At 73.2% G+C, this 15,992-nt stretch carries 13 protein-coding genes and 3 pseudogenes; 10 read left to right on the forward strand and 6 right to left on the reverse strand.

Annotation, left to right across the window (positions count from 1 at the left end; genetic code table 11):
* Positions 1-180: 180 nt before the first annotated feature.
* Positions 181-1,905, forward strand: a complete 1,725-nt coding sequence (locus O7627_RS10740) for a DEAD/DEAH box helicase (protein WP_278093350.1) — start codon at positions 181-183, stop codon at positions 1,903-1,905.
* Positions 1,906-2,079: 174 nt separating this feature from the next.
* Here the strand turns inward: O7627_RS10740 and O7627_RS10745 are convergent, their stop codons facing one another.
* A complete protein-coding gene (locus O7627_RS10745; RefSeq protein ID WP_278093351.1) occupies positions 2,080-2,313 on the reverse strand; it encodes a hypothetical protein in 234 nt (77 codons plus the stop codon).
* Between the two features lie 259 nt (positions 2,314-2,572).
* Complete coding sequence (locus O7627_RS10750; RefSeq protein WP_278093352.1) at positions 2,573-4,231, reverse strand: RNA polymerase sigma factor; 1,659 nt, start codon at positions 4,229-4,231, stop codon at positions 2,573-2,575.
* 289 nt (positions 4,232-4,520) lie between these two features.
* On the opposite strand from O7627_RS10750, the gene O7627_RS10755 reads away from it, so the two are divergent.
* Positions 4,521-5,342, forward strand: coding sequence for an inositol monophosphatase family protein (locus O7627_RS10755; RefSeq protein ID WP_278098241.1), 822 nt, complete (start codon positions 4,521-4,523; stop codon positions 5,340-5,342).
* A gap of 30 nt (positions 5,343-5,372) precedes the next feature.
* On the opposite strand, the gene O7627_RS10760 is transcribed toward O7627_RS10755, so the two are convergent.
* The gene (locus O7627_RS10760) at positions 5,373-5,891 is read right to left on the reverse strand and encodes a LytR C-terminal domain-containing protein (protein ID WP_278098242.1); all 519 of its coding nucleotides are present in this window, start codon (positions 5,889-5,891) and stop codon (positions 5,373-5,375) included.
* A 406-nt stretch (positions 5,892-6,297) separates the two neighbouring features.
* Between O7627_RS10760 and O7627_RS10765 the strand changes: the two genes are divergently transcribed.
* Entirely contained in the window at positions 6,298-6,594 is a 297-nt protein-coding gene (locus O7627_RS10765) for a DUF4193 domain-containing protein (protein ID WP_278093353.1), read from the forward strand.
* Between the two features lie 255 nt (positions 6,595-6,849).
* Positions 6,850-7,764 (forward strand): hypothetical protein, encoded by a 915-nt coding sequence (locus O7627_RS10770; RefSeq protein ID WP_278093354.1) that lies wholly within the window; start codon positions 6,850-6,852, stop codon positions 7,762-7,764.
* Here the strand turns inward: O7627_RS10770 and O7627_RS10775 are convergent.
* Positions 7,754-8,245 (reverse strand): DUF3093 domain-containing protein, encoded by a 492-nt coding sequence (locus O7627_RS10775; protein ID WP_278093355.1) that lies wholly within the window; start codon positions 8,243-8,245, stop codon positions 7,754-7,756. The two genes, O7627_RS10770 and O7627_RS10775, sit on opposite strands and share 11 nt — an antisense overlap.
* A gap of 153 nt (positions 8,246-8,398) precedes the next feature.
* On the opposite strand from O7627_RS10775, the pseudogene dut reads away from it, so the two are divergent.
* The 4 genes and pseudogenes from dut to O7627_RS10795 all read left to right on the forward strand — a co-directional run.
* Positions 8,399-8,851, forward strand: a pseudogene (dut, locus tag O7627_RS10780) (dUTP diphosphatase); the annotation flags it as partial.
* Between the two features lie 137 nt (positions 8,852-8,988).
* Positions 8,989-9,612: pseudogene (locus O7627_RS10785) on the forward strand (DUF3710 domain-containing protein); the annotation flags it as partial.
* A 277-nt stretch (positions 9,613-9,889) separates the two neighbouring features.
* Positions 9,890-10,270 carry an OB-fold nucleic acid binding domain-containing protein gene (locus tag O7627_RS10790; protein WP_278093356.1) on the forward strand — a complete coding sequence of 127 codons (381 nt, stop codon included), beginning with the start codon at positions 9,890-9,892 and terminating at the stop codon, positions 10,268-10,270.
* 44 nt (positions 10,271-10,314) lie between these two features.
* Positions 10,315-11,004: a DUF3159 domain-containing protein gene (locus tag O7627_RS10795; protein ID WP_278093357.1), complete on the forward strand. Its 690-nt coding sequence runs from the start codon at positions 10,315-10,317 to the stop codon at positions 11,002-11,004.
* A 34-nt stretch (positions 11,005-11,038) separates the two neighbouring features.
* Here O7627_RS10795 and O7627_RS10800 read toward each other — a convergent pair whose 3' ends face one another.
* Positions 11,039-11,734 (reverse strand): TrkA family potassium uptake protein, encoded by a 696-nt coding sequence (locus O7627_RS10800; RefSeq protein ID WP_278093358.1) that lies wholly within the window; start codon positions 11,732-11,734, stop codon positions 11,039-11,041.
* A complete protein-coding gene (locus O7627_RS10805) occupies positions 11,731-12,396 on the reverse strand; it encodes a TrkA family potassium uptake protein (protein ID WP_278093359.1) in 666 nt (221 codons plus the stop codon). Before O7627_RS10805 ends, O7627_RS10800 begins: the two co-directional genes overlap by 4 nt.
* 158 nt (positions 12,397-12,554) lie before the next feature.
* Here O7627_RS10805 and O7627_RS10810 point away from each other — a divergent pair.
* Both O7627_RS10810 and O7627_RS10815 read left to right on the forward strand, forming a co-directional pair.
* A pseudogene (locus O7627_RS10810) lies at positions 12,555-14,534 on the forward strand (APC family permease); the annotation flags it as partial.
* 212 nt (positions 14,535-14,746) lie between these two features.
* On the forward strand, positions 14,747-15,988 hold the full coding sequence (locus O7627_RS10815; RefSeq protein WP_278093361.1) for a TRAM domain-containing protein: 1,242 nt from the start codon (positions 14,747-14,749) through the stop codon (positions 15,986-15,988).
* Positions 15,989-15,992 lie beyond the last annotated feature (4 nt).

The following is a 15,992-nucleotide window of genomic DNA, read 5'->3' on the forward strand; positions in this document are numbered from 1 at the left end:
GCGTCCGCGTCCGGCCCCCGGAACCACCCCGACACCCCGATGGCTGGCAACCACCGGCCCGGGGCCGCTGGTTATGCTGGAACCGCCTTCGCGCGCCACCGGTCGCGGGGGCGTTTTCATGGCCTGGACCGTCCGTGCCGTACCCCGGACGGCGGGTGAGAATGGGGAGGAGCGTCCCGGTTGGTTGCCCGGTCCCCGGTGACGGAAGCATTTCCCAGCCTGCGCGGATGGCAGCGCAAGGCGCTGGTGACCTATCTGCGCCGTCGGTCCGACGACTTTCTCGCGGTGGCCACCCCGGGCGCCGGCAAGACCACCTTCGCCCTCCGGATCGCCGTCGAACTGCTCGCCGACCGGACCGTCGAGGCGGTCACGGTCGTCGCGCCCACCGAACACCTCAAGGCCCAGTGGGCCGCGGCCGCCGCCCGGGTCGGGGTCCAACTCGACTCGGCGTTCCGCAACGCCGACCTGCACTCGGCCACCGACTTCCACGGTGCCGTGGTGACGTACGCCCAGGTCGGCATGGCCCCGCACGTGCACCGGCGGCGCACCATGACCCGGCGGACGCTGGTGATCCTGGACGAGATCCACCACGCCGGCGACTCACGCTCCTGGGGCGACGGCGTGAAGGCTGCCTTCGAGCCGGCCGTCCGACGACTGATGCTCACCGGCACCCCGTTCCGCTCCGACGACAACCCGATCCCCTTCGTCACCTACGAACGCGGCAACGACGGGCTGCAGCGCTCCCGCGCCGACTCCGTCTACGGGTACGCCGACGCGCTGCGCGACGGGGTCGTCCGGCCGGTGCTGTTCCTGGCGTACTCCGGGGAGACCCGGTGGCGGACGAACGCCGGGGACGAGCTGGCCGCCCGGTTGGGCGAGCCGATGACCCAGGACCTCATCGCCCAGGCGTGGCGGACCGCGCTCGACCCGGCCGGCGACTGGATGCCGCAGGTGCTGCGCGCCGCCGACGCCCGGCTGCGGATCCTGCGGGAGGCCGGGATGGCCGACGCGGCCGGCCTGGTGATCGCCAGCGACCAGCAGGCCGCGCGCGCCTACGGCCGGCTGATCGAGCGGTTGACCGGGGAGCGGGCCGTGGTGGTGCTCTCCGACGACGCCGGCGCCTCGGCCCGGATCGCCGCCTTCGCCGAGTCGGACCAGCGGTGGATGGTGGCGGTGCGGATGGTCTCGGAGGGGGTGGACATCCCCCGGCTCGCCGTCGGGGTCTACGCCACCAGCGCCTCCACCCCGCTCTACTTCGCCCAGGCGATCGGCCGGTTCGTCCGGGCCCGCCGGCCGGGGGAGACCGCCTCGGTCTTCCTGCCCAGCGTGCCCCACCTGCTCGGGCTGGCCAGCGAGATGGAGACCGAGCGCGACCACGTGCTCGGCCAGCCGAAGAATCCGGACGGCCTGGACGACGAGCTGCTGGACCGGGCGCAGCGGTCCGAGCAGGCCAGCGGGGAGCTGGAAAAGCGGTTCGAGGCCCTGTCGGCCACCGCCGAACTGGACCAGGTGATCTTCGACGGGGCGTCCTTCGGCACGGCGGCCCAGGCCGGCACGCCGGAGGAGGAGGAATATCTGGGCCTGCCTGGTCTGCTCACCGCCGACCAGGTGGCGGTGCTGCTCAACAAGCGGCAGGCCGAACAGTTGGCCGCCCAGCGGCGGCGGTCGGCCGGCGAACCGCCGGCCGTGCCGCGCCAGCCGGAGCCGCAGCCGATGAACGCCGCCCAGCGTCGGGTGGCGCTGCGTCGGCAGCTGAACGCCCTGGTCGCGGCGCATCACCACCGGACCAACCTGCCGCACGGAAAGATCCACGCGGAGCTCCGCCGGATCTGTGGTGGGCCGCCCAGCGCCCAGGCCACGATCGAGCAGCTGGAGGAGCGGATCGCGACGGTGCAGACGCTCTAGACCGTCCTCCGACCGGTGCCCGGTGACGGGCGCCCGGCAGTACGGATCGCCGGAACGGTGCGAGACCGGACGACAGCGGTCGCCGGCCGCCCGACCGGATGGAACGAACGGTTCCGGATGAGACGACCGGAGGTGCCCCGTAGGGCACCTCCGGTCACCTATGTCTCGTCCCGGTCAGTTCGCCATCAGATCGGCACCACGCCAACTGAACTCCGGGTCAGCCGCGAACCGGACCGTGATCTTCACCAGGTCCTCTGCGTACTTGTTCGCGTGATGCCCGCAGAACACCAGCTCGCTCCCACCCGCCAGGGTGATCCGGAGCTTGCCGGCAGCGTTGCAGCGGTCGCACCGTTCATCGGCGGCTGGGGGAGCCACCGTCTCGGGCGGCGGCGTGAGGGTCGGGGTCATCGCCTTCCTCCTGCGGTCGTCACCGATGAACACTTTCTTCCGTCATTGCTCACCTATCGTCCAACACACCTGTGCGGCGTTGCCTTCCCAGTGTGCCCCGGGGGGACCGACGTCACACGCGGTAGAGACAGTGTGCCGTGCACCAAGGGTGCCACGTCAACGATCACAGCCGGGGAACCGGCCAATCACTCACGCGGCATGTACTTCCGGTGATCAGATAAGCACGTCCGGTTGATCTGGTGCGGGTCCCGCTCACGCCTCAGTCGAGGTAGTCCCGCAGCACCTGCGACCGGGAGGGATGCCGGAGCTTGGACATGGTCTTCGACTCGATCTGCCGGATCCGCTCCCGGGTGACGCCGTAGACCTGGCCGATCTCGTCCAGCGTCCGGGGCTGCCCGTCGGTGAGGCCGAACCGCAGCCGGACCACGCCCGCCTCCCGCTCGGAGAGGGTCTGCAGAACCTGCTGGAGCTGGTCCTGTAGCAGCGAGAAGGAGACCGCGTCGACGGCCACCACGGCCTCGGAGTCCTCGATGAAGTCGCCGAGCTGGCTGTCGCCCTCGTCGCCGATGGTCTGGTCCAGCGAGATCGGTTCCCGGGCGTACTGCTGGATCTCCAGCACCTTCTCCGGTGTGATATCCATCTCCTTCGCGAGCTCCTCGGGGGTGGGCTCGCGACCCAGGTCCTGGAGCAGCTCGCGTTGGATCCGGCCGAGCTTGTTGATGACCTCGACCATGTGGACCGGGATGCGGATGGTGCGGGCCTGGTCGGCCATGGCGCGGGTGATGGCCTGCCGGATCCACCAGGTGGCGTAGGTGGAGAACTTGTAGCCCTTGGTGTAGTCGAACTTCTCGACCGCGCGGATCAGGCCGAGGTTGCCCTCCTGGATCAGGTCGAGGAACGCCATGCCGCGGCCGGTGTACCGCTTGGCCAGCGAGACCACCAGCCGCAGGTTCGCCTCCAGCAGGTGGTTCTTGGCCCGCTCCCCGTCCCGGGAGATCCAGCCCAGGTCCCGGGCCAACTGGGTGACGAGCTTCTCCTCGCCCTCCTCGGCGGCCCGCAGCCGCTCCGCCGCGTAGAGTCCGGCCTCGATCCGCTTGGCCAGCTCCACCTCCTGCTCGGCGTTGAGCAGTGGCACCTTGCCGATCTGCTTGAGGTAGGCCCGGACCGAGTCGGCGGAGGCGGTCAGCTCGGCGTCCCGGCGGGCCTGCTTGAGCGCCTCGGACTCCTCGTCGTCCCACTCGAAGTCGTTGTCGGTGGCCGCGCCGGCGGCGTCCGCCTCGGCGGCCTTGGCCAGCTCGACCGGCTCCTCGACCACGACGTCCTCGATCTCGGCGGCGAGCTCCTCCGGATCGATCTCGCCGTCGGCCGGGGCGTCCGCGCCGGGCTGACCCTTGGTCGCGTCCGGAGCGGCCTTGGTGGCGCCGGTGCCGCCGGCGCGACCGCCGGCGGCCTTGGACCCCCGACCGGCCTTCGCCGGTGCCTTAGCGCCCGTCTCAGCGGGCGCGGCGGCGGCCTTCGCCGCCGGGGCCCGCGAGCCGGCGGCGACCGGCGTGGCCTCGGTGGCCTTGCGGGGTGCGGGCTTGCGCGGGGCGGGCGCCGGATCCTCGGCACCGGGCTGCTGCTTCGGGGCAGCCGCCTTCTTGGTCGCCTTGGCGGTGGTCGCCCGGGAGGCGGGGGTCGCCGACCGGGCGGCGGCGACCCGGCGGCGGGTGCTCGCCGAGCCGTCGACAACCACGGTCACGCCCGCCTCGGAGAGCGCACGCAGGATCTTCTTGGCCTGGGCCGGAGTCACCTCAGCGGACTCGACGGTCCGCGCGAGCTCGGCCGAGGTCAACTGGCCGCCGGCGCTCTGCGCGTTGGCGATCAGGGTGTCGGTGAGCGAGCGAACGTCGGCGCCGGTGTGGCGGGGTTCTGTCACGAATGACCTTCCGGAGGCGATGAGCGAGCACGGCCGGATCAGTCGGCGCGGCGCGGGGGCGTCGTGCCGTACCGATGATGTTGAGGGACCCCCGTGTCCCGGGCCGGCCGGTCGTCGGCCGTCCGTGGCGCGTGGGCAGGCGTGAATTGTAACGCCGAGTGTGGCGATCATCCCGCGCCGCACGCCGAAAGGGCGGCTGGGGGCCGCCGACTCGAAGCGCGTGTGGACTTTGTAAGGATGATACTCGCGACCGGCGGGCAACGTCGCGGGCGTGCGGGAAGGGGACTCGATGGGGGTCAGGACACCTGCTCCGGACGAACTGCTCCGGATCGCGGTGGAGGTGGCACGGGACGCCGCGACGACGGCCCGGCGGATGCGGGCGGACGGCGTCTCAGGGGTGGCCACCAAGAGCACCGCCACCGACGTGGTGACCGCCGCCGACCGGGCGGTCGAGCGCCAGGCGGTCGCCGCCCTGCGCGAGCGGCGACCCGACGACCGGATCCTGGGCGAGGAGTACGGCGCCGCCGAGGGCGCCGGGTCGGGCGCCGGCGGGGTGCGCTGGATCCTGGACCCGATCGACGGCACCGTCAACTACCTCTACGGCATCCCGCAGTACGCCGTCTCGCTGGCCGCCGAGGTCGACGGGGTGGTGGTGGCCGGGGTGGTCCGCAACGCGGCCACCGGCGACGAGTGGACGGCCACTCTGGGTGGCGGGGCCTGGCGCGACGGCCGGCGGATCACCGGATCCGTCGAAGTGGACCTGGGCCAGGCCCTGGTGGCCACCGGCTTCGGGTACGACGCCGCCCGGCGGATCCACCAGGCCGGCGTGCTGGCCGGGTTGATCTCGCAGGTCCGCGACGTCCGCCGGTTCGGCGCGGCCGCGCTCGACCTCTGCCTCGCCGCCGAGGGCACGGTCGACGCCTACTTCGAGAAGGGTCTCAACCACTGGGACCACGCGGCGGGGGGACTGGTCGCCGCCGAGGCCGGCCTGCGGGTCGCCGGGCTCGCCGGCGCGCCACCGAGCCCCATGATGGTGGTGGCCGCGCCGCCCGCCCTGTTCGGGCCGCTGCACGACCGGCTGGTCCGCCTTGACGCCGCCGGCGGTCCGTGACCGGCCCCGCGCCCGGGGCCGGTGGACCGGTCAGCTCTGCGGGTCCTCGGCGCAGGTCTGCGGCGGCAGCTCCGGCTTCCCGCCCAGCTCCACCAGGGCCTGGTTGACCTCGGTCGTGGTGGCCAACTGCCGGAAGCTGTTGCCGATCAACACGTCGACGACGTCGTCCTCGCGGTTCGGGTCGTACTCGGGATCGGCCTCATCCAGGAAGTAGGCCCGCAGCAGGTGCCAGGAACCGACCGCCTTCGGGCCGTACCGCAGCACCGCGACTCCGTCCACGCCCTTCTTGCTGTTGCCCTTCTCGACGACCTGGAACTTCCGGTTCTCGAAGTCCTGGGCGACGGTGTTGGCCAGCCCCTGGGTCTCGGTCGCGTTGAAGACCCGGATCTTGACGTCCTTGGGCTCGTGCAGGGTGATGTCGGCCCGCTGGTAGCCCTCGGGGCACCCGACGGTGAGGTCACCGTCGGCCTGGCTGTCCCGGACGATGGCCACGCCGATGAAGACCAGGGCGAACATCACCAGCACCCCGATCACGGCGAGGGCCCGCACCCGCGCAAAGCTCATCTGCCCGCTCCCCGTCGCTCCTGTTGGCGGTGACTACCGAGTATCCCGTTGAGGCTAGCGGTTGTCCGGTCCGCTGCGGAAACCGCCGAACCTGCCGGCGCGCCGACGCCGATCGGCCCAGTGCTACCCCTATCTTCGTGTCGCCTGAGTCACATTGGGAACAACTCCACGCTCTCGGGCGTACATGCATGCCTGAAGGGCGGTATACATTCCTCGCCCGCAGGGGGGTAAGGTACGCCGCTCGCCGGGGTGGTTTCCACGGTGGCTGCCGCCCGGAGCGTAGGTCCGGGCGGGCCGCCGGAGAAAATCACGGCCGGCCAGCGGGAACCGAAACAGTGTCGTCCGGCGTTACAACCGGAAGCGACGATATCGATATGGGAGAGTGAAACCGATGGCCACCGACTACGACGCCCCGCGTCGCGACGAGGTCGACCTCGGCGAGGACAGCCTGGAAGAGCTCAAGGCCCGGCGGGTCGACTCACAGTCGGGTGCCGTGGACGTGGACGAGGCCGAGGTCGCCGAGAGTTTCGAGTTGCCCGGTGCCGATCTGGCCGACGAGGAGCTCACCGTCAAGGTGCTGCCGATGCAGTCGGACGAGTTCCGCTGCGCCCGCTGTTTCCTGGTGCACCACCGCAGCCAGCTCGCGGTGGAGCGCGGCGGAGACCTGATCTGCCGCGAGTGCGCCTGACCGTCCACCGCCGTCCGTCCCGCCACCAGCCCGAGCACACCGGCGGCCGGGCCCGCACTCGGGCCGGCCCGTCCGGCGCGGTCGCCACCGTCCGAACCGACCACGCGCCAGGACCCCCGCCGCCGGCATGCGGGACGGCCACGCACCTGCTTGACTCGATCTGTCCGGCGGCCGCCGCGCCGGACGGATTCCATGGGCTGGAGGTCACCACATGAGCCGACCCGCACCGCTGTCGGACCGTCCCGGACCGCTGTCATGAGCCGGTCCGATCCGCCGGAGCAGAAGCCCGCGCCGACCGTACCCGCCGACGACAGTCCGGCCGGGACCGACGGGGCAGCCGGCGCCGGTGTGTCGGAGGTGGACCCGCCGCCGGCGGCGGACGACCGGAGCGGGGACCCACCAGCCGGCGGCGATCTGGTCCGGGTGGACGACCTCGGCCGCACCGTCGCCGCGCTGGCCGCCGACGACATCGAGCCCGCCCAGCGCCGACGACTGCTCGGCCGACTGGTCGGTCAGGTACGCGGGCGCGGGGTGGCCGACCTGTTCAAGCCCCGCGCGGCCATCCGGTGGATGGCGGAGGTGGTCGGCGAGATCGCGCCGCACGTGCCGATCCGGGACCGGGAGACGCTGCGCCGTCACTACGACGGGCTGGACGGCGACGAACTGGCCGAGCGGCTGATCCGCAACGCTGCCCGGGCCACGGCCGGGGTGGGTGCGGCCGGCGGTGGGGTGGCCGCGGTGCAGTGGACGGCGACCCCCACGCTGCTGTCGGCGCCCGTGCTGCTGGCGACCGAGACGATCGCGGTGGTGGCCATCGAGCTGAAGCTGATCGGCGAACTGCACGAGACGTACGGCGCGCCGGTCGCCGGCACCGGCACCCAGCGGGCGGTCAGCCTGATCCAGTCCTGGGCCAGCCAGCGGGGGGTGAACCCGCTGGTCCCCGGGGTCGGGGTGGGCACCGTGCTGGGCACCGCCGCCCGCAAGGAACTGCGGGACATGCTGCTGCGCCGGTTCGGCCGGAACCTGACCACGCTCGGGCCGTTCCTGGCCGGTGCCGCCGTGGCGAGCTACCTGAACCGCCGGGCCACCCGGGGGGTCGGCGAGCGGATCCGGGACGATCTGCGCGGGCAGCGCCCGGCGCTCGGCGGTCGGCCCGAGATCACCCCCTGACCGCGCCGGTCCGGGCGGCCCCCGGTCCGGCTCCCTGGGCGGCGACGACGGCCGCCGCGAGTCGCTCCGGGTCGCGGGAGCTGACCACCCAGAACGGCGTCGGATCCGCCGGGTCGTCGAGGACGACCTGGACGGCGCCCGGAATCCACGGGCGTTGGATCACGAAGGCCAGCGGATCGGCGCCCACGCCGAGCACCTCCCGGCGGCCCTCGGCGTCCAGCGGGATCGCCTCGGCGACGAAGCGAACCGGCAGCCGGGCGTCGTCGACCAGGAGCTCACCGCCGCGGACCGCGATCCGGATCCGGCCCAGCCACCACAGGGCCGCGCCGGTGGCCGGCAGCAGCAGCGCGAACGGCAGCCAGGCGCGCGGCCCGGCCGAGCCCATCCAGACCTCGGCGGCCAGCAGGCCGGAGACGCCCGCCGCCGCCAGCCACATCCACCAGGGCAGGTGCAGCCGCTCCGTGTAGCCGTCCGGTGCCATCCGTCGAGCGTACGGCGCGCCGGGCCGGCCCGAACCGGCGGGACGGCCGGCGTCCGGGCAGGATGGGCGGAGAACCCAGCCGGACCCGACCCGGCGAGACCAGCGGCGAGCCTGACCGGGAACCGGTGGCGAGCCGGAGAGGACCGTGAGACCGTGACCGAAGCCGTGGCCGTACCCGTCCGGCTGCTCGACCCGGACCTGCCGCTGCCGGCGTACGCCCATCCCGGCGACGCCGGTGCGGACCTGGTCGCCGCGGTCGACGTCGAGCTGCCCCCGGGCGGTTGGGCGCTGGTCCGTACCGGGGTGGCGATCGCCCTCCCGGAGGGGTTCGTGGGTCTGGTGCACCCCCGGTCGGGGTTGGCCGCCAGACTGGGTGTGACCGTGCTCAACGCGCCCGGTACGGTCGACGCCGGCTACCGGGGCGAGATCCTGGTCAATCTGATAAATCACGACCCGGCCCGGCCGGCGAAGATTTGTCGGGGCGACCGGATCGCGCAGCTGGTCGTGCAGCGGGTGGAACGGGCGCGGTTCCACGTCGTGGCCGACCTGCCGGCGTCCTACCGTGGTGCGGGAGGGCACGGGTCGACCGGCGGGCACGCGGGGCTCGGCCCACCGCCCGACGCGGCCGACGGATCGGTCGCCCACGAGCGGTCGGTCGCCCACGAGCGGTCGGTCGCCCACGAGCGGTCGGTCGCCCACGAGCGGGTGGAACAGCAGCAGGGTGAGCGCGAGGAGCGGATAAAGTGATCTTCTCTCGACGGCGGGGCGGCTCCGGCCGGCACTCCCGGGACGAGCGGACGGGCCGGGCCGACCGGGTGGACGCGGTGGGCACGGATGACCTCGGCGACGAGGCGCCGGCCCGCGGGCCGTACGACATCGCGGTGGCCCCGGACGGGGTGCAGCGGCTGGACCTGGGCAGCCTGCGGATTCCGGCGGTGCCGGAGGTCGAGATCCGGGTGCAGGCGAACCCGGAGGGCGTCATCCAGCAGGTGGTGCTCGTGCACGGCGAGAACGCGCTGCAGCTCGGGGTCTTCGCGGCCCCGCGTTCGGAGGGCATCTGGGACGAGGTGCGGGAGGAGATCCGCACCTCGCTGCTGGCCGACCGGGCGACCGTCGAGGAGACCGACGGCGAGTACGGCGTCGAGCTGTGGGCCCGGGTGCAGACCACCGAGGGCGCCACCCACCTGCGGTTCGTGGGGGTGGACGGGCCGCGTTGGATGGTGCGGGGGGTCTACCAGGGCGCGGCGGCGACCGATCCCGGCGCGGCCGGACCGCTGGCCGACTGCCTGGCCGGCCTGGTGGTCGACCGTGGGCATGAGGCGAAGCCGGTCCGAGAGCCGCTGCCGCTGCGGCTGCCCCGGGAGGCTGGCGCCGACGCCGCCGGGCAGCCCGCCGGGCCGGGCCAGCCCGGCCCGGGTGGCCCGGCGGGTGCCGGACCGGCGCGTTCGGGCGTCAACGGCGTGGTTGCCGGGCCGCCGGGGGTCAACCGGGGTCGGCCGCCGTCCCGGCCGGTCTGATCGCGGGCGTCCGGGGTGCGCCGGGCCGGGCCGGTTCGGCGTACGCTGGCAGTAGCCGGGCGGGACCGGCACGGTCAGGGACCGGTCCGGCAGTCGGGTCCGGTTCAGAGAGGTGGCACGGAAGGTCATGTCGACCGACGAGAGCCGTCCGTCGCTGCGTGACCTGCTCCGGCGGTTCACCGCGAGCGAGGCCGAGATCGAGGCGCGCGAGCTGCAGCGGGAGAGCGCCGAGTCCGGCAGCGTGCTGGCCGGCCAGTGCCGGCGCGGGCAGCTGGTTTCGGTGTGCGGACGGTTGCGTACCGTGGTCTACACCCCCCGGACCAACCTGCCCACCCTGGAGGCGGACCTCTACGACGGCAGCGACGTGGTCACGCTGGTCTGGCTGGGCCGCCGGCAGATCGCCGGGATCGAGCCGGGGCGGCAGTTGACCGCGCGCGGCCGCATGGCGGTCCGGGATGACCGTAAAGTCATCTACAACCCGTACTACGAGTTGGAACCGCCCCGGTGAGAACGGGGCCGGACAGCCGCCACCGCGAGACGGAAGACGTGCCGATGACGACTGGACAGCACCGCAGCGCCGAGGCCGGGCCGGCCACGCCGGTGGACGACGAGCCGCCGCTGCCGAGTATCAGCGAGCAGATGGCCGAGCAGTTGGGCGGCTGGCGCGGCCTGGTGGAGTCCAGCATCCCGATCGTCGTCTTCGTGCTGATCAACATCATCGCCGGCCTGCGTCCGGCGCTCATCGCGTCGGTCACCATCGCGGTCGGGATCGCGGTCCTGCGGCTGTCCCAGCGCCGGCCGATCCGGCACGCCGTCAACGGGCTGTTCGGCATCGGGATCGGCGCGGTCATCGCCTGGCGGACCGGGGAGAGCAAGGACTTCTACCTACCCGGCATCCTGTACGGCATCTTCTACGGACTGCTGCTGCTCGCCTCGGCGGCGGTCCGCCAGCCACTTGTCGGCTGGATCTGGTCGGTGCTCGCCGCCGGCGGGCGCTCCGAGTGGCGGCAGGACGCCCGGCTGGTGCGGACCTTCACCTGGCTGACCGTGCTCTGGGGAGTGGTCTGGCTGATCAAGGTCGGCGTTCAGGCCCTGCTCTACCTGGCCGACATGGAGACGGCGCTGGGCATCGCCCGGCTCGCCCTGGGCTACCCGCCGTACGCGCTGCTGCTGGCGATCACGGTCTGGACGGTCCGCCGGGTGACCCGGGAGAACCCGGCCCCGGCCCCGGTCGCCGGCTGAGTTGCCGGCCACCGGCTGACCGGCGGGCGGTTCGTCAGTGCGAGCCGCGGGTCCGCTCCACGCTGTCGGGGCCGAGGATGACCTGACGCACCCCGTCCTCGACCTCCGCCGTGCAGACGAAGATCAGCTCATCGCCGGCCTCCAACGGGTCGTCCGGGCTGGGGGTCAGCACCCGCTTGCCGCGCAGGATCGCCACCAGCGCCGAGTCCCGGGGCAGCGGCACCGAGTGGATCGGGTGCCCGACGTACGGGGCGGTCGGCGGCAGGGTGATCTCCACCAGGTTCGCCTCTCCCTGCCGGAAGGTCATCAGCCGGACCAGGTCGCCGACGGTGACCGCCTCCTCGACCAGCGCGGCCATCACCCGGGGCTTGCTGACCGCCACGTCGACGCCCCACTGCTCGGTGAAGAGCCACTCGTTCTCCGCCCGGTTCACCCGGGCCACCACCCGGGGGACGGCGAACTCCGTCTTGGCCAGCAGCGAGACCACCAGGTTCACCTTGTCGTCGCCGGTCGCGGCGACCACCACGTCGCAGCTGGCGATGTCGGCCTCCTCCAGGCTGGCCACCTCGCAGGCGTCGGCCAGCACCCATTCGGCGCTCGGCACCCGCTCCGGGCGCAGCATCTTGGGCTGCCGCTCGATGAGCATCACCTGATGGCCGTTGCCGATCAGCTCCTGGGCGATCGAGCGGCCCACGTTGCCCGCGCCCGCGATGGCGACCCGCATCCTCACGCACCCCCTTCCGGCGGTGAACCGGCCACCGTCGTCACCGGCCCGGCGATGTCGTCGGTGACCAGCATGAAGACCTGGTCACCCTCCTGCAGGACGGTGGCGGCGGCCGGCAGGGTGCCGATGCCGAACCGCATCACGTACGCGGTCCGCGCGCCGGTCGCGTCCTCCAGCCGGCGCAGCGTCCGGCCGACCCAGTCCTTGTGTACCGGCACCTCGATGATCGAGACCGTGCTGGTCGGGTCCCGGAACAGCTCCACGTTGCCCTCCGGCACCAGGTGCCGGATCATCCGGTCGGCCGTCCAGCGGACGGTGGCCACGGTCGGGATACCGAGCCGCTCGTAGACCTCGGCCCGCTTCTGGTCGTAGATCCGGGCCGCCACCCGCGCCACGCCGAAGGTCTCCCGGGCCAGCCGGGCGGAGATGATGTTGGAGTTGTCGCCGCTGGAGACCGCGGCGAACGCGTCGGCCCGTTCGATCCCGGCCTGGCGCAGCACCTCACCGTCGAAGCCCACCCCGGTCACGGTGATGCCGCCGAAGTCCGGGCCGAGCCGGCGGAACGCGTCACCGTCCTGGTCGATCACGGCGACCGAGTGGCCCCGGCTCTCCAGGCTGTGGGCGAGGGTGGAGCCGACCCGGCCACATCCCATGATCACGACGTGCACGGTGCTTCCTCCCGGGCTGACCACGCCGGTCCCCGGCGCCTGGTGGTCTCAGCCAAGAGCCTGCCATGACGGGCCTCGTCCGCGCCGCCCGACCCGTACCGCGCGATGATCGGCCACCGGGCGCGACCGGCGCCGGCCCGGCCGTACCCTTAGCGCTTGTGGCACGTCCCACCTCTCTGCTGAAGAGGCTGCTCCTCGGTCGCCCGTTCCGGTCCGACCGGCTCCAGCACACCCTGCTGCCGAAGCGGATCGCGCTGCCGGTGTTCGCCTCCGACCCGCTCTCCAGCGTGGCGTACGCGCCGGCCGAGATCCTGCTCACCCTCTCCATCGCCGGCGCCGCGTTCTACGCGTACTCGCCGTGGATCGCGCTCGCGGTGGTGCTGGTGCTGGTCACCGTGGTCGCCAGCTACCGGCAGAACGTGCACGCCTACCCGTCCGGGGGCGGCGACTACGAGGTGGCGACGGTCAACCTGGGGCGGCGGTTCGGGCTGGTGGTGGCGAGCGCCCTGCTGGTGGACTACGTGCTGACGGTGGCCGTCTCGGTCTCGGCGGGGATGGAGAACCTCGGGTCGGCGGTGCCGTTCGTCGGCGAGCACAAGGTGGCCTTCGCGGTCGGCACGGTGCTGCTGCTGGCCGCACTGAACCTGCGTGGCGTCCGGGAGTCCGGCATCCTGTTCGCCATCCCGACGTACGCCTTCATCGTCGGGCTGCTCGCGCTGATCGGCTGGGGAATGTTCCGGATCTTCGTGCTCGGCCACGAGCTGCGCGCGGAGAGCGCCGACTACACGATCCGGGCCGAGGAGTCGGTGACCGGCTTCGCGATGGCGTTCCTGCTGGTCCGGGCGTTCTCGTCCGGGTCGGCCGCGCTGACCGGGGTGGAGGCGATCTCCAACGGGGTACCCGCCTTCAAACCGCCGAAGAGCCGCAACGCGGCCACCACGCTGCTGCTGCTGGGCACGCTCTCCGCGACGATGCTGCTCGGCATCATCGCGCTGGCCCTGCTGACCGGTCTGCAGTACGTGGAGAACCCGGCGCTGCAGATCGAGGGGGTGCCGGCCGGCTTCGTCCAGCCGACCGTCACCGCCCAGCTCGCCGACGTGATCTTCGACACCTTCACGCCGGGCTTCTACTTCGTGCTGTTCGTGACCGCGCTGATCCTCGTGCTGGCGGCGAACACCGCCTACAGCGGGTTCCCGGTCCTCGGCTCGATCCTGGCCCAGGACCGCTACCTGCCGCGGCAGCTGCACACCCGGGGCGACCGGCTGGCCTTCTCCAACGGGATCATGTTCCTGGCCGTGATGGCGGTCGTGCTGATCGTGGCCTTCGAGGCCGAGGTGACCCGGCTGATCCAGCTCTACATCGTCGGCGTCTTCGTCTCCTTCACGCTCTCCCAGACCGGCATGCTGCGGCACTGGAACCGGCTGCTGCGCACCGAGCGGGACCCGACCCGGCGCCGCCGCATGATCCGGTCCCGGGCCATCAACGGCTTCGGCGCGGCGATGACGGGCTCGGTGCTGGTGCTGGTGCTGGCCACGAAGTTCACCCACGGGGCGTGGATCTCGATCGTCGCGATGGCGGTGATCTACGGCATCATGCTGGCGATCCGGCGGCACTACGACCGGATCGCCGTCGAGCTGGCCCCGGCTGAAGGGCGGCCGGTCCTGCCGGCCCGGAATCACGCCATCGTGCTGGTCAGCAAGGTGCACATGCCGACCATGCGGGCGGTGGCCTACGCCCGGGCGACCCGGCCGGACACGCTCACCGCGGTCACCGTCAACGTGGACGAGAAGGACACCCGGACGATCCAGCAGGAGTGGGAACGGCGGGACATGCCGGTGCCGCTGACCGTCATCGACTCGCCGTACCGGGAGATCACCCGGCCGATCATCAACTACGTGGCGTCGGTCCGCCGGGAGTCGCCGCGCGACGTGGTCACGGTCTTCATCCCGGAGTACGTGGTCGGGCACTGGTGGGAGAACCTGCTGCACAACCAGAGCGCGTTGCGGCTCAAGGGCCGGCTGCTCTTCGAGCCCGGGGTGATGGTGACGAGCGTGCCGTGGCAGCTGGCGTCGACCGCGAACAAGAACCTGGCGCGCTACGACGCCACCCTCAGCCGGGGGCCGGTGCGGGGTCCGCGCGCCGGTGAGGTCCCGGTTGCGGTGCCGGCGGACCGGCAGGCGGTACGCAGCGGCGCCACCGCGACGGCCACCGCCGTGGCCGAGCCGGCGGCGACGGACGCGCCGGCGGCAATGGATGAGCCGGCGGCAACCGACGAGCCGGCCACGGTCGACGAGCCGGGCGCCGGGGACGGCCCGGCCGGTCGCCCCGGCGACGGCTCCGGGGGAGCGCGATGAGCGCCGAGCGGACCGATCCGCTGGCCGGGCCGGGCGAGGCGGAGCGGGTCGAGCTGACCGTCGGCGCGGTGGCGCACGGCGGGCACTGCGTGGCCCGGCTGGACGGCCGGGTGGTCTTCGTCCGGCACGCCCTGCCGGGCGAGCGGGTGGTCGCCGAGATCACCGAGGTGCACCGCGCCTACCTGCGCGCCGACGCGGTGGAGATCCTCACCGCCGCCCCGCAGCGGGTGTCGCCGCCCTGCCCGTACGCCGGCCCGGACCGCTGCGGCGGCTGCGACCTGCAGCACGTCACCCCGGCCGGTCAGCGGGCCTGGAAAGCCGCCGTGGTCCGCGAGCAGTTGACCCGCCTCGGCGGGCTGACCCCGGCCGAGCTCGACGAACTGGCGGTCCGGGTCGACGAACTGCCCGGCGGCCCGCTCGGCTGGCGGTCGAGGATGCGGTACGCGGTCGACGCCGGCGGCCGGGTGGGCCTGCTCAAGCACCGGTCGCACGAGGTGGTGCCGATCGACCGGTGCCTGATCGCGAGCCCGGCCATCGGGGACCTGCCGGCGCGGGCCGCGCGGCGCTGGCCGGACGCCGACGCCGTCGAGGCGGTGGCGGCCGGCGCCGGCGACGTGGTCGCGTACCCCCGGGGCGCCGGGACCCGGGCGGACCCGGCGGGTCGGGCGACGGTTCGCGAGCGGGCCGCCGGCCGGGAGTGGACCCTGCCGGCGGAGGCGTTCTGGCAGGTCCACCCGGCGGCGGCGGAGACGCTGGCGAGCACGGTGGTGGAGCTGCTCGGGCCGCGCCCGGGGGAGACCTGTTGGGACCTGTACGGCGGCGCCGGGCTGTTCGCCGCCGCGCTGGCCGACCGGGTCGGGCCGGCGGGCCGGGTCACCCTGGTCGAGTCGGCGCCGGTCGGCGTCGCCGCCGCCCGGGACAACCTGCGGGACCTGCCCTCGGTCGAGGTGGTCGCGGCCCGGGTGGAGACCGCGCTGGCCCGCCGCCGGGTGGCCGGGCCGGTGGACCTGGTGGTGCTGGATCCGCCGCGCACCGGGCTGGGCCGCCAGGTGGTCCGCGACCTGCTCGGCTGCGGTGCGCGGGCGATCTGCTACGTGGCCTGCGACCCGGCGGCGTTCGGCCGGGACGTGCGGGAGTTCCGGTCGGCCGGCTGGCGGCTGGCCCGGCTCCGGGCGCTGGACATGTTCCCGATGACCCAGCACGTCGAGTGCGTCGGGCTGCTGACCCCGCCGGGCTGACCGG

This window comes from Solwaraspora sp. WMMD1047 (assembly GCF_029626155.1).
In the GTDB taxonomy this organism is placed as follows: domain Bacteria; phylum Actinomycetota; class Actinomycetes; order Mycobacteriales; family Micromonosporaceae; genus WMMD1047.

What these genes read in the sequence shown, in the direction of transcription:
- O7627_RS10745 (WP_278093351.1), bottom strand. Translation starts at nt 2,313, where the DNA reads ATGACCCCGACCCTCACGCCGCCGCCCGAGACGGTGGCTCCCCCAGCC.
- O7627_RS10755 (WP_278098241.1), top strand. Translation starts at nt 4,521, where the DNA reads ATGGGGGTCAGGACACCTGCTCCGGACGAACTGCTCCGGATCGCGGTG.
- O7627_RS10765 (WP_278093353.1), top strand. Translation starts at nt 6,298, where the DNA reads ATGGCCACCGACTACGACGCCCCGCGTCGCGACGAGGTCGACCTCGGC.
- O7627_RS10770 (WP_278093354.1), top strand. Translation starts at nt 6,850, where the DNA reads ATGAGCCGGTCCGATCCGCCGGAGCAGAAGCCCGCGCCGACCGTACCC.
- O7627_RS10775 (WP_278093355.1), bottom strand. Translation starts at nt 8,245, where the DNA reads ATGGCACCGGACGGCTACACGGAGCGGCTGCACCTGCCCTGGTGGATG.
- O7627_RS10790 (WP_278093356.1), top strand. Translation starts at nt 9,890, where the DNA reads ATGTCGACCGACGAGAGCCGTCCGTCGCTGCGTGACCTGCTCCGGCGG.
- O7627_RS10795 (WP_278093357.1), top strand. Translation starts at nt 10,315, where the DNA reads ATGACGACTGGACAGCACCGCAGCGCCGAGGCCGGGCCGGCCACGCCG.
- O7627_RS10815 (WP_278093361.1), top strand. Translation starts at nt 14,747, where the DNA reads ATGAGCGCCGAGCGGACCGATCCGCTGGCCGGGCCGGGCGAGGCGGAG.